Source organism: Methylosarcina fibrata AML-C10, assembly GCF_000372865.1.
Classification (GTDB): domain Bacteria; phylum Pseudomonadota; class Gammaproteobacteria; order Methylococcales; family Methylomonadaceae; genus Methylosarcina; species Methylosarcina fibrata.
This window is the reverse complement of sequence record NZ_KB889965.1, coordinates 3,888,109-3,899,714: the sequence shown is the minus strand read 5'-3', so window position 1 is coordinate 3,899,714 and position 11,606 is coordinate 3,888,109. Positions and strand designations below refer to the sequence as shown.

Genomic DNA, 11,606 nt, shown 5'->3' with positions numbered 1-11,606 from the left:
CAATGTCACTGCTGTTGGGCCATCGCTTCGGCCACCAATCCAAGAAAGTCGCTCTCGGTTTTTATCTGAGCGACCTGATCGGCATCGATCGTATAACCGTAGCGCTCGGCGATCGCCTCGTACCGGGGGATTCTTGATTTGAACAGCTCGGGGAAAATCCAGGTGACGAAATCATCGGGGGGGATTTCGTCCGGGCTTGAGTAATGCCTCATCTTCATGAATTCATCCAGCTTGGCGTCGAGAAACGCTTCCCGGTAATAAAGCGGCTTGGGGTCCGATTTGGCCCGCTCGATGATGGTCTGCTCCAGCGATTTCGGTATCCTGATATAGACGATGACGGTATGGGCGGCCAGCGTTTCCAGCACGTCCGGGCAATCCAGTTCGCATACGCTGCCTCCGGCATCGTTGATGAAATGTCTGTATCCGTAAATGTCCTCGGCCTTGTGAATAAACTCGGGCACGTCGTTCATCGCAGCGATCTCGGCCTGATGATGCAGTTTCTGGCGGCGCTTGAATTCCTGCAAAGGCAAGCCGCCCAGTTCGGGGCTGCCGAGTTTTCCCAGAAAACTGGAAACCGGCGCAAGATTTTCGACGGTAATTTTACTGCCGATATAAATCGAGTCGGTGAGCAGCAACTCGCGTAAAAACGGCACCGTCATCGCCTGACGTTTGAGATTGTCCAGTATCGGCTCTTTCAGGTATTTCGTGCCGATCCGATAGTCGCCCGAATAATGGAACCAGTTGGCCTTGGGCAATTTATTGGCCAAGGTCGTCTTGCCGGCCCCGGACATTGCTAATAAGGTAATACGTTTCGATTGCCAGTCCAGAAACTCCTGTGGACTCATTTTCATAAATTGTTCCAAATCAATCCAGATAATCGTCTATGTCCAGGTCTTCGGGGTTGGGCCTGTGTTCGTCGGGATCGGAATAACCCAGGTCGTCACTCTCCAGCTCATCAAAAGGCGCGCTCCAGTCGTCCGGATCCTCGATGTAATCAAAAGTCGAGTTATACCAGCTTTCGTGGTCGTATTCGCCGATGTCTCCATCAAGATACTGCACCTCGATGGAATCGTCGCTGTCTTCGATGTTGATCACTTTAAAGGTCAGGTTGTTTTCCAGATCTTTGTACCAACTGCCGACAATCGGATCTGCTACTGTTGCCATGATGTTCACCTCAATACTTAAATTTGAATATCCAATACAGGAGGCGGCCGGATCCAACAGAGCAAAAAAGATGAAAACCCCTGCGGAAGCTCCCGTAGCCGTTTATTTTTTGTTCATTCAGAAATGTCCGTCCTGTACCGGCCCGATGTCGAAAAACAAGGCCGGCCCCCGCATTCAAAGGTTATATTTATAGAGTAATAGCCCCTATCTTGCAAGAGTTCACTGTGCTACGATGGAGGAAAAATCTTAACCAACCGGGAGCATGAACGATGCAGGAAATATTAGTCGGTGGCAGCCCTCATAGCCAAGTTATCATGGATGCCGCACTGGCCAATCGACACGGCCTGATTTCAGGGGCAACCGGTACGGGTAAAACGGTCACGCTGCAAATTCTGGCCGAAGGGTTTTCCCGTATCGGAGTGCCGGTTTTTCTGGCCGACATCAAGGGCGACCTGTCCGGTATCGCGTTGCCCGGCGAGAAGAATGAAAAAATCGCCGAGCGTCTCCGCGAAATCGGCCTGGACGATTTCCAGCCGCGCGGTTATCCGGCCGTCTTCTGGGACCTCTTCGGCAGAAGCGGCCATCCGGTGCGCACCACCGTTTCCGACATGGGGCCGCTGTTGCTCGGCAATCTGCTCGAACTCAACGATACCCAAAGCGGCGTACTCTACAGTTGCTTTAAAATCGCCGACGACAACGGCTTGCTGTTGCTCGACCTGAAGGATCTGCGCTCGATGCTGACCTGGATGGGAGAAAACGCCAGGGAATTGCAGGCCGAATACGGCACGATTGCCGGCGCCAGCCTGGGAGCCATTCAACGGCAATTGCTGGTGCTCGAGCAGCAAGGCGCCGATCGTTTCTATGGCGAACCCGCTCTCAAACTGGAGGATTTATGCCGGACCGACTTCTCGGGCAACGGCATCGTCAGTATTCTGGATGCGGCCGAGCTGACGTCGAAATCACCGCGCTTATACGCCGCCTTTCTGCTCTGGCTGCTGAGCGAATTGTTCGAAAATCTTCCGGAAATCGGCGATGCCGACCGGCCGAAGCTGGTGCTGTTTTTCGACGAGGCCCATCTTTTATTCGATCAGGCCCCGAAAGCGCTGCTCGACAAAATCGAACAAATCGTCCGGCTGATCCGGTCGAAAGGCGTCGGCGTATATTTCATCAGCCAAAGTCCGCTCGATATTCCCGAAGATATTCTCGGCCAGCTCGGGCTTAAAATCCAGCATGCCTTGAGGGCCTTTACGCCGAAGGATCTGGCCGTCGTTAAAAGCGTCGCCGGCACTTTCCGCGCCAATCCCGGCATCAATACCGAAGCCGCGATTCAGGAATTGAAAAAGGGCGAGGCCCTGGTTTCGGTGCTGAACAAGGACGGCAGCCCGATGCCGGTGCAACGAATCCTGATCCGTCCGCCCGAATCCCGCCTGGGTCCGATGACCGATGCCCAGCGCCAGGAGCTCATCGCTCGTTCTCCTTACAAAGGGCAATACGAGCAAACGGTGGATCGGGAATCGGCCTATGAATTGCTCAAACAGAAGGCAAACCGGGCCGAGCAGCACGACATCGAAGAAATCGAAGCCAAAATAGCCGGACAAAAGTCTTCCGCCGCCGGCCGCAGCCGTGCGCGGGAAACCCCGACCGAAGCCTTGCTGAAAAGCGCGGCCCGCAGCATCGGCAGCCAGTTGGGCCGGCAACTGGTGCGCGGCGTTCTGGGTTCCCTGTTGGGAGGGCGGCGCTGATCTCGAATTCTACGATTAACGGCGCCCGCGTCAATAAGACGGACCATCTTTGAGGCAGACTACAGGTTTGTTCAATAGAATCCTCCCCGGCCGTTCCGCTTTTTAATAATGCTGTTCGCTCGCCAGCGCCCATAGCGAGGATACGCTACAATTTCCCCTGTCTACCGGCCAAGGAAAACCCGACAGTGGAACTTACATTTTTCTAACCATGAAAACCCTTTATCCTGAACTCGATCCCTACGACACTTTTTTTCTCGAAACCGGCAGCCGACATTCGGTTTATGTCGAACAAAGCGGCAATGCCGACGGCATTCCGGTGATTTTTCTGCACGGCGGCCCTTGCTCGGGCACCAAGCCGGATCACCGGCGCTATTTCAATCCCGAACGGTATCGCATCGTTCTTTTCGATCAGCGCGGCTGCGGCCAGTCCAGGCCATTCGGCGACATCGAAAACAACACGACCCAAGATTTGATCGACGACATGGAACGAATTCGGGCCCGGTTGCACATCGATCGATGGCTGGTTTTCGGCGGCTCGTGGGGAGCGGCGCTGGGACTTTTGTACGCCCAGCAACATCCGGGCAACGTTCTCGGCCTGATCCTGCGCGGCGTTTTTCTGGCGCGGCAATGCGACATGGACTGGTTTCTCTTGAACGGAGCCGGCCGTATTTATCCCGAACAGTGGCAGCGCCTCTACGAAAGTATTCCGGTTCCGGATCGAGGCAATCTTCTGCAGGGATTGTGTAAAGCCATCTCGGGCGACGACGAAGTGGCCCGGCGCCGGGTCGCTCGGGAATGGACAACCTGGGGCAGCCAGGTCGCCTTGGGCAATCTCTTTCATCCGGAACAGGAGGAACACGTGACCGAAAAAATGGTCCGGCAGGCGGCCATGGAACTGCACTATGCCGGCCATCGCTATTTTATCGGGGAGAACCAGATTCTTGACCGCTGCGAGCGGCTGCTCGACATTCCCTCTGTGATCATTCACGGCCGCCACGACCTGGTTTGTCCGATGGAAGCCGCGATGAAACTGCATCAGGCGTTGCCGAACGCCGACTACGTGATCCTGCCCGAGGCCGGCCATATCGCCCAGGGAGCCGACATGATCGACGCCCTGGTTGCCGCAACCGACCGGTTCGCACTTCGGGCCAAGCCTTGCAAATAGCCGGAAGAATTCGTTCAGGAACGGAGTCATCCTTTTTACCGCCGTCTTCCCTTGCCTGCCGACACCGAATTACAAAATGACCAAGAAAAAACGATTGATCATCGCCCTGACCGGCGCAACCGGCGCAGTGTATGGCGTCCGCATGCTCCAGGTGCTGCAGCCGCAGGAAGAATGGGAAAGCCATCTGGTGATCTCCGACGCCGGCGTCGTCAATTTAAAGCACGAAATGAACATGAAGCGCGCCGAATTGTCCCGCCTGGCCGACGTCACACACGGCATCGGCGACATCGCCGCGACGATCTCCAGCGGCGGCTTTAAAACGGAAGGCATGATCGTGGCGCCTTGTTCGATGAAAACGCTCTCGGCGATCGCGCACGGTTTCGGCGACAACCTGATTTCCAGGGCGGCCGACGTGGTCCTGAAAGAGCGGCGCCGCCTGGTGCTGATGCCCAGAGAAACGCCGCTGAACCTGGCGCACATCCGGAACATGGCCGCCGTCACCGAAATGGGCGGCATCGTTTATCCGCCCATGCCCGCTTTTTACAGCAAAACCGACTCGCTTTCGGCCATGGTCGATGAAACCGTAGGCCGGGTTCTGGAATTATTCGGCGTCAACGTCGACGGCCTGTATACGCCATGGCACGGCTTGTAGCATGCGCTAGCGGACGGTTAACGCCGGAGAAACCGCAGGCTGCACGTCAAACGCCACGCAGATGCGCTCTTCGTCGGAATGAAACGGTATCGTGCGATGAAACAGCGAAGAAGGGAACAGCACCAGATCGCCGACCTGCTGATCGATAATCCGGGTCGGAAACCGGTCATGCAGCCTGGGATAATCGTCGCCGTCGGTGCCGCATTCGAAGCTGCCTTCATGCCCTTCGTGCTTCTCCGGCAATTTCAAATACACGCAGCCGCTGATCCAGCCTTCCTCGTGAATATGCGAAGTCAGATAGCCGCCTTGATTCATCCGAAGGTACCAGGAACTGGCAAACTCGATCCGGCGTGGAAACGCCTTGATGATTTCTTCGCGGCTGCCGGCAAAATGCTGCCGGTATTCGGCGACTTTCCGGCGAATCAGCGCCGCCAGTTGTTGGAACGACGACTCGGAACGCAGCAATAAATTGCCGGCCGACTGCATGCCATAATAGAGGCGTCCCTGCTTTCTTTCAGCAATCGCCAGATGCCGGATATCCTGGAGCAGCGATTGCAGCAGCGGGCTTCCGGACGCGGCCAGCTCGTCGATCCGGGTAAGGAGCACATAGTTCATCGGCTCCTTGCAAAAACGGTAGGCATTCTGCCGGCCGAAATTGGTCGCGTAGTGGGTGGACAAAGCGCCGAGCAGCACCGAATGATGCCGGGTTTGGGCCGCTCTCTGCTCGAAGCGCTGACTGAACAGCTCGAATTGCCCGGTTTTGTAAAGGCATTGCAGCGCCCGCTCCTTGCTGTCGGCAAAATCCGACGCTTCAAAATGAGGGATCGCTTCCTGCAACCGGCCGGCAAGACAAAGCGTCTCGCCCAGATTGTATTGAGCCCGGCCGTGTTCCGGCTGTGCCGCCAGCGCACGCTCGTAACAACGCACCGCTTCCTCCATCTCGCCGCGGTCGCGCAGGGTTTCTCCCAGAGAATTCCAGGCATCGGCAAATTGCGGCTCCAGATCGACCGCTTTTCGAAACTCCGGAAGCGCTTCCTGATGCCGCCCCAATCCGTACAATACCGTGCCGAGATTGAAATGGCCGCGCGCATCGGCCTGAATCGTTAAAGCGTTGCGGTAGCATTGCTCGGCTTCTTCCAGTTTTCCCTGCTGCTGCAGAACGGTGCCGAGATTGCCGAGCGCTTCGAGGAAATCGGGTTGCAATGCCAGAGCTTGCCGGTAATGTTGCGCGGCTTCCTTAAGAAAACCCTGTGCCTGTATCAAAGAACCCAGGTTGAAATGAGCCACGGTCAGGCCGGGCTTGAGCTGCACGGCTTTCCGGAAACTGGCTATGGCCGTCTTGGCCTCGCCCAACTGAGTCAGAATCGCGCCGAGATTGAAATGAATTTCGGCAATACCGGGGTCGATCGCCAGCAATTTGCGGAAACTGGCCGCCGCTTCCCGCAATTTGCCCTGGCCTTGCTGGCACAGGCCGAGCAAATTATACAAAGGGATCGCCCTGGGAAATTCACCGAGCAACGTTTGCGCCCAGGTCTCGGCTTCAGGCAGGCGGCCGCTCTGGAAGAGCCGATGCAAGTCCTGCAAGTCGGCAGGATTGGGCTGCTTTGGAGGCTTCGGCTGCATTTTCATCAAAAAATCACCTCATTCTGTTATCTCAAGCTTCTAACGTCTTTTCGACTCGTATACTTCCGGCTGGAGAGGCGAATTGTTTCGTCCAGGTTTGATAAGAACCGGAGGCGAATGAATTCGCCTCTACGTTCAATATGAAAGCGCTCTGCTTCGCTGAAGATTTTGCGAAAGCGCCTCCTTCTCGCCGATCTCCTTTGGGCTCGGCTGTCTGAAGTCAGGACATCGATCGTGAGTTTTTGCTGTTGCGGAAGATCAGCGGTTTTTCCGAACCGGACAAGGCGCTGGCTCTCGCCGCATCGATCGCCGCTTCGATCAAATGATGATGGGGCGACTTGCTGCAGACCGGATCGGCCGCATACATGTCGCCCGCCAGCAGATAAGCCTGGCAGCGGCAGCCGCCGTGATCCTTTTCTTTTTCGTCGCAGCTTCGGCACGGCTCCTTCATCCAGTCGTCTCCGCGAAAGAAATTGAAGGCTTTCGATTCGTTCCAGATTTGCTCGATGCTGTGTTCCCTGACGTTGGGGCAGTCGAGTCCGGGGAGTTCGCGTGCCGAATGGCAGGGCAGGGCAACGCCGTCCGGCGCGATGGTCAGAAAGGTCGTGCCCCAGCCGTTCATGCAGGCCTTCGGCCGGTCTTCGTAATAATCGGGAACGACGTAGTAAATTTTCATTCGGCCCGCGACCTTTTCCTTGAACGCCTGAGCAATCGCTTCGGCCTGTTCGAACTGTTCTCGGGTCGGCATCAGCAGATCGCGGTTGGCGTGCGCCCAGCCGTAATACTGAGTATTGGCCAGCTCCAGATAATCGGCGCCGAGCTGTTCGGCCATCGCCAGGATATCCGGCATCTGGTGGATATTCTCGCGGTGGATGACGACGCACAGCACCATCGGATAACCGTGCTTCTTGACCAGCCGGGCGATTTCCTGCTTATGCAGGAACGACTCGGTACCGGCGAGGTGGTCGTTCAGTTCCTGGGTGCTGGCCTGGATGCTGACCTGGATATGATCGAGGCCGGCTTCCTTGAGCCGGACGATTTTTTCCTCGGTCATGCCGTAACCCGACGTAATCAGATTAGTATAATAGCCAAGCTGCCGGGCATGTTCGACCAGCTCGACCAGATCCTTGCGGGTCAAAGGCTCGCCTCCGGAAAAACCGAGCTGCACCGCGCCCATTTTGCGCGCCTGTGACAGCACGCGCTTCCAGTCTTCCGTGGTCAGTTCGGAAGGATATTTGCTGTAGTCGATCGGATTAGAGCAATACGGGCACTGCAGAGGGCAGGCATAGGTCAGTTCCGCCAGCAGCCACCGCGGCGGTGTTATGTTTCTATTGTTGGATCCAGCCATTTTTCAAAGCAACCTCAAGAAAAGCGGTAATATCGCCCATCAGACCGGTGGTTTCGAATTTCCGTTCCAGCTCGCCGACGATTTGTTCAAGAGTATGAGTGCCGTCGCACAGCTTGAGTATCTCTGCCGAACTCTGATTCAGTTCGACCATGCCTTCGGGATAAAGAATGACGTATTTCTGCTGGGCTTCTTCCCATTGCAGGCGGTGCATGGGAGAAAAATGAATGGGTTGTTCCGGATGAATGCTCATTTTGATCTGTTTTTGGGCAGGCTTAATGTCCCGGCTTGCTTGAGGCGATATTACATTCTGGTAAATTACCGAAGGAGTTTTATTTATCAATGTTGAAATACGGCGGCATCTTATTGACGTAGGCCATATACATCGCGTCGGCCATCGTCCATAACACGTCCAGTTTGAACTGCAGAATTTGCAGCATGCGCTCCTGCTGCGCGCGGGTTTTATACCAGTCCAGCGTAATCTCAAGACCGTGCTCGACGTCCCGGCGCGCTTCGGTCAGACGTTTGCGGAAATAAACATAGCCTTCCTGTTCGACCCAGGGGTAATGCTCGGGCCAGTTGTCGAGGCGTTGCTGATGAATCTTGGGGGCGAACAGTTCGGTCAGGGAGGAACTGGCCGCTTCATGCCACTCGGACCGGCGCGCGAAATTCACATAGGCGTCGACGGCAAATCGAACGCCCGGCAGCACGAATTGTTGCGAAGTAATTTCTTCGCGGGTCAGACCCACTGCAATGCCCAACTGAATCCAGGCTTCAATGCCGCCGGGATCGCCGGGATGACCGTCGTGATCGAGAATGCGCTGAATCCATTTTGCCCGGGTTTCCCGATCGGGGCAATTGGCGAGGATATTCGCATCCTTCAACGGAATGCTGACTTGATAATAGTAGCGGTTGGCAACCCAGCCCTGAAGCTGCTCCTTGGTCAGTTTCCCCTCATTCATCAGGATATGGTAAGGGTGATGAACATGGTAATACTTTTCCATGCCGCGCAGACGGGCTTCGAACTCTTCCCGGCTCCAGGCTTTTTTGTCGACGTCGGTCATAAGGTCTCCGTTATAAATCGATTTCCAGACCGTCGTAAGCGACTTCGATACCGCACGCATCGAGCTGTTTGCGCTCGGCGGAATCATCGTCCAGAATCGGGTTGGTGTTGTTAATATGAATCAATAGTTTGCGGGCCTTGGCCACGCTGTTCAGCACCTCGATCATGCCGCCTTCGCCCGATTGCGGCAGGTGGCCGATTTCCCGGGCTTTTTTATGGCTGATTTGCTGAGTGCACATTTCCTCGTCGGTCCAGAAGGTGCCGTCCACCATGACGCAATCAGCCTGCAGCATGGCTTCCAGCACATGCGGCTCGATCTCGCCAAGACCCGGTGAATAGAACAGTTTTTTCCCCGTCGAAATCTGCTCGATGATCAAGCCGATATTGTCTCCTTCGTGCGGGTCGTGCCGGTGCGGGGAATACGGCGGCGCCTTGCTTTTCAGAGCCTGGGTATAAAAGCGCAGATCATGGATGCCCGGAATGGTGAAACTGCCGCCGTCGGTCGGCACCGGGTGGTGATTGACCGTGCAGTAATGGGCCAGCATGTTGAAGACCGGAAATCCGGTCGTCAGGTCCTGTCTGACCATTTCAGTGCAATAAATCTCCAACGGCCTGCCTTCCCTGAGCATGAGCAAACCCGTAGTGTGATCGATCTGACTGTCGATCAGCAGGATTGCCCGAATGCCGGTGTCGCGTACGCCCTGCTTGGGCTGAATGGCGGGAAACGCCTCCAGTTGGGCGCGAATATCGGGAGATGCATTGATCAGCAGCCAATTGGCCTGGTCGGTGCTGACCGCAATCGACGACTGGGTGCGTGCCCTGCCGTTCATTTCCTTGCGGCGTATTCTACGGCAATTATTGCAATTGCAGTTCCATTGCGGAAAGCCGCCGCCCGCTCCCGAACCGAGAACTCTGATCTTCATGATTTAAGATAACCCAAAAATTGCCTATGAAAATGAAATGATACGGCAATAAGAAAGTTCAGGCAAAAAAAAGGGGTTCTCGACGAACCCCCTTGTTTCCATAGATCGTATCGTAATCAACGATTGTAAATATACATCGTCACTTCGAAGCCGAAACGCAGGTCAGTATAGCTTGGTGTTTCCCATTTCATTGTATTAACCTCCAGAAGTTTTTTTGTGTTTATGCCAGCTTGATCAAGTAAGCCAGCTCGAAGTATACGATGAACCCTTTGTTAACGCAACCTTGGCCGGCTAAAATTATCCTGCCCCACCGGAGACCGAAGACAATTGTTTTCCATAGCTCCGAAAACGGCTCGTCCGCTCTGGTTACATTTACGAGGAATAAGATGAAGATACGGGTGTTTTTTACCGGAGAAAAGAGTATTATCGGACTTCACCGATTACAATAATTAAAAAATCTTGAGGAGGTGTCATGGGTGAAGTGGTTGAATTATGGGTAGTTATGCTCGTTTTCGCGGCAGCGACGTTTGCACCCTTGGGCTATTTCATTTATAAATTTACCCAAATCAATGCAAAACCGTTTGGCGAAACGGAGCCGCATGGCGACAGCCCTTCGGTGATCAACGATTTTGCCGAAAAGGCCATAACTACCATTAAAGGAATCATAGGCAAATAAATAAACAACGCTCAATGGGCTTCCGGGAGTTTCAGTACGCACCCGGAAGCCTTTTATGATTCCCTACCGGATATTTTTCCGCTATCACCGCAAGTGGGACAGGACGGGTTCTTTTTTAACTTCAGAGTGTTCCATTCCATCGACAGCCCGTCCACCAGCAATAACCGTCCGCACAAGGTTTCGCCGACGGCCATGATCAGCTTCATTGCTTCCAGCGCCTGAATACTGCCGATTATCCCGGTAATGGGAGCAATGACGCCATTCGTCGAGCAATTCAACTGCTCTTCCCCGTCAAAATGGTACAGGCAATTATAACAAGGGCTATCATTTCGGCCAGGGGTAAATACGGAAATGTGGCCTTCAAACCGGATCGCCGCCCCGGACACCAAAGGCGTCTTCTGTTCGACACACGCTTTGTTAATGGCAAAACGGGTAGCGAAATTATCGCTGCAATCGATTACAACGTCGGCGTTCATGACTTCCTGCTCAAGCTCCACGCTCATCAATCTCTGTTTTACGGCCCGGACATCCACGTCCGGATTCAAGCGATTCAATGTTTGCCGGGTTGAAATTACCTTCGCCGTCCCTATATCGTCAGTGTAGTGAGCAATCTGCCTTTGCAGATTGGATAAATCCACTTCGTCATCATCGAACAGGCTGATACGGCCGACTCCGGCAGCGGCAAGATAAATGGCCGCGGGCGAACCCAAACCGCCTGCGCCGACAATAAGTACGTGAGCGGAAAGCAATTTTTGCTGCCCTTCCACATCGATCTGGGGCAGCATGATTTGGCGGCTGTATCGTAATAATTGATTGTCGTTCATTGTTTCGTTTTTTAAATCTTGAAAAGCGGATGATGCCAAAGAACTTGACAGACTGCAAAAGCTGATTATCATTAGCACTCATTACTAGCGAGTGCTAATAATTTTTAATTTTAACGTTAGGAGATATTGAATGAAAATACGTCCGTTACACGACAGAGTGATAGTCAAACGCGTTGAAGAAGAGCTGACTTCCGCCGGCGGTATTGTCCTGCCTGGTTCCGCGGCTGAAAAACCAAGCCAGGGCGTGGTTCTGGCTGTCGGCGAAGGCAAAGCACTGGATAACGGCCAGGTTCGCCCACTACAGGTCAAAGTCGGCGACAAAGTGCTTTTCGGTAAATACTCTGGTAACGAAGTCAAGGTTGACGGTGAAGAACTCATCGTCATGAGAGAAGACGACATCATGGGTATTTTGGGTTAAACCCAAACGTT

The 11,606-nt window shown here is 54.3% G+C and carries 14 protein-coding genes; 5 read left to right on the top strand and 9 right to left on the bottom strand.

All coding sequences use genetic code 11. The features are described 5' to 3' along the window. Window positions 1-5 precede the first annotated feature (5 nt). Both A3OW_RS0118255 and A3OW_RS0118250 read right to left on the bottom strand, forming a co-directional pair. Window positions 6-851 (bottom strand): hypothetical protein, encoded by an 846-nt coding sequence (locus tag A3OW_RS0118255; RefSeq protein WP_020564900.1) that lies wholly within the window; start codon window positions 849-851, stop codon window positions 6-8. A 13-nt stretch (window positions 852-864) separates the two neighbouring features. Continuing rightward, on the bottom strand, window positions 865-1,164 hold the full coding sequence (locus A3OW_RS0118250; RefSeq protein ID WP_020564899.1) for a DUF6763 family protein: 300 nt from the start codon (window positions 1,162-1,164) through the stop codon (window positions 865-867). Between the two features lie 269 nt (window positions 1,165-1,433). On the opposite strand from A3OW_RS0118250, the gene A3OW_RS0118240 reads away from it, so the two are divergent. The 3 genes from A3OW_RS0118240 (at window position 1,434) to A3OW_RS0118230 (ending at window position 4,723) form a co-directional block, all read left to right on the top strand. Next, window positions 1,434-2,906 (top strand): helicase HerA-like domain-containing protein, encoded by a 1,473-nt coding sequence (locus A3OW_RS0118240; RefSeq protein ID WP_026223716.1) that lies wholly within the window; start codon window positions 1,434-1,436, stop codon window positions 2,904-2,906. Window positions 2,907-3,114: 208 nt separating this feature from the next. Further along, window positions 3,115-4,071 (top strand): prolyl aminopeptidase, encoded by a 957-nt coding sequence (gene pip, locus A3OW_RS0118235; RefSeq protein ID WP_020564896.1) that lies wholly within the window; start codon window positions 3,115-3,117, stop codon window positions 4,069-4,071. Between the two features lie 76 nt (window positions 4,072-4,147). Beyond that, on the top strand, window positions 4,148-4,723 hold the full coding sequence (locus tag A3OW_RS0118230; protein ID WP_020564895.1) for a UbiX family flavin prenyltransferase: 576 nt from the start codon (window positions 4,148-4,150) through the stop codon (window positions 4,721-4,723). Window positions 4,724-4,729: 6 nt separating this feature from the next. Here the strand turns inward: A3OW_RS0118230 and A3OW_RS0118225 are convergent, their stop codons facing one another. The 6 genes from A3OW_RS0118225 to pqqA all read right to left on the bottom strand — a co-directional run bounded on the left by A3OW_RS0118225 (window position 4,730) and on the right by pqqA (window position 9,868). Next, entirely contained in the window at window positions 4,730-6,352 is a 1,623-nt protein-coding gene (locus tag A3OW_RS0118225) for a tetratricopeptide repeat protein (protein WP_020564894.1), read from the bottom strand. A gap of 214 nt (window positions 6,353-6,566) precedes the next feature. Continuing rightward, window positions 6,567-7,694 (bottom strand): pyrroloquinoline quinone biosynthesis protein PqqE, encoded by a 1,128-nt coding sequence (gene pqqE, locus A3OW_RS0118220; RefSeq protein ID WP_020564893.1) that lies wholly within the window; start codon window positions 7,692-7,694, stop codon window positions 6,567-6,569. Next, entirely contained in the window at window positions 7,675-7,944 is a 270-nt protein-coding gene (gene pqqD, locus A3OW_RS0118215; RefSeq protein ID WP_020564892.1) for a pyrroloquinoline quinone biosynthesis peptide chaperone PqqD, read from the bottom strand. The genes pqqE and pqqD overlap by 20 nt, the downstream gene beginning before the upstream one ends. 79 nt (window positions 7,945-8,023) lie before the next feature. Further along, on the bottom strand, window positions 8,024-8,755 hold the full coding sequence (gene pqqC / locus A3OW_RS0118210) for a pyrroloquinoline-quinone synthase PqqC (protein ID WP_020564891.1): 732 nt from the start codon (window positions 8,753-8,755) through the stop codon (window positions 8,024-8,026). A gap of 10 nt (window positions 8,756-8,765) precedes the next feature. Next, window positions 8,766-9,677 (bottom strand): pyrroloquinoline quinone biosynthesis protein PqqB, encoded by a 912-nt coding sequence (gene pqqB / locus A3OW_RS0118205; protein ID WP_020564890.1) that lies wholly within the window; start codon window positions 9,675-9,677, stop codon window positions 8,766-8,768. Window positions 9,678-9,793: 116 nt separating this feature from the next. Beyond that, window positions 9,794-9,868, bottom strand: coding sequence for a pyrroloquinoline quinone precursor peptide PqqA (gene pqqA / locus A3OW_RS27335; RefSeq protein ID WP_006892363.1), 75 nt, complete (start codon window positions 9,866-9,868; stop codon window positions 9,794-9,796). A 281-nt stretch (window positions 9,869-10,149) separates the two neighbouring features. Between pqqA and A3OW_RS0118200 the strand changes: the two genes are divergently transcribed. Further along, complete coding sequence (locus A3OW_RS0118200) at window positions 10,150-10,353, top strand: hypothetical protein (protein ID WP_020564889.1); 204 nt, start codon at window positions 10,150-10,152, stop codon at window positions 10,351-10,353. 53 nt (window positions 10,354-10,406) lie between these two features. On the opposite strand, the gene A3OW_RS0118195 is transcribed toward A3OW_RS0118200, so the two are convergent. Further along, window positions 10,407-11,177 (bottom strand): HesA/MoeB/ThiF family protein, encoded by a 771-nt coding sequence (locus A3OW_RS0118195; protein ID WP_020564888.1) that lies wholly within the window; start codon window positions 11,175-11,177, stop codon window positions 10,407-10,409. A 130-nt stretch (window positions 11,178-11,307) separates the two neighbouring features. Between A3OW_RS0118195 and A3OW_RS0118190 the strand changes: the two genes are divergently transcribed. Further along, complete coding sequence (locus tag A3OW_RS0118190) at window positions 11,308-11,595, top strand: co-chaperone GroES (protein ID WP_020564887.1); 288 nt, start codon at window positions 11,308-11,310, stop codon at window positions 11,593-11,595. Window positions 11,596-11,606 lie beyond the last annotated feature (11 nt).

Bases quoted from the DNA above. Each gene is read 5' to 3' on its own strand.
- A3OW_RS0118195 (WP_020564888.1), bottom strand. From the start codon at position 11,177: ATGAACGACAATCAATTATTACGATACAGCCGCCAAATCATGCTGCCC.
- A3OW_RS0118240 (WP_026223716.1), top strand. From the start codon at position 1,434: ATGCAGGAAATATTAGTCGGTGGCAGCCCTCATAGCCAAGTTATCATG.
- A3OW_RS0118200 (WP_020564889.1), top strand. From the start codon at position 10,150: ATGGGTGAAGTGGTTGAATTATGGGTAGTTATGCTCGTTTTCGCGGCA.
- A3OW_RS0118190 (WP_020564887.1), top strand. From the start codon at position 11,308: ATGAAAATACGTCCGTTACACGACAGAGTGATAGTCAAACGCGTTGAA.
- A3OW_RS0118230 (WP_020564895.1), top strand. From the start codon at position 4,148: ATGACCAAGAAAAAACGATTGATCATCGCCCTGACCGGCGCAACCGGC.
- pqqC (WP_020564891.1), bottom strand. From the start codon at position 8,755: ATGACCGACGTCGACAAAAAAGCCTGGAGCCGGGAAGAGTTCGAAGCC.
- pqqB (WP_020564890.1), bottom strand. From the start codon at position 9,677: ATGAAGATCAGAGTTCTCGGTTCGGGAGCGGGCGGCGGCTTTCCGCAA.
- A3OW_RS0118250 (WP_020564899.1), bottom strand. From the start codon at position 1,164: ATGGCAACAGTAGCAGATCCGATTGTCGGCAGTTGGTACAAAGATCTG.
- A3OW_RS0118255 (WP_020564900.1), bottom strand. From the start codon at position 851: ATGAAAATGAGTCCACAGGAGTTTCTGGACTGGCAATCGAAACGTATT.
- pqqD (WP_020564892.1), bottom strand. From the start codon at position 7,944: ATGAGCATTCATCCGGAACAACCCATTCATTTTTCTCCCATGCACCGC.
- A3OW_RS0118225 (WP_020564894.1), bottom strand. From the start codon at position 6,352: ATGAAAATGCAGCCGAAGCCTCCAAAGCAGCCCAATCCTGCCGACTTG.
- pip (WP_020564896.1), top strand. From the start codon at position 3,115: ATGAAAACCCTTTATCCTGAACTCGATCCCTACGACACTTTTTTTCTC.
- pqqE (WP_020564893.1), bottom strand. From the start codon at position 7,694: ATGGCTGGATCCAACAATAGAAACATAACACCGCCGCGGTGGCTGCTG.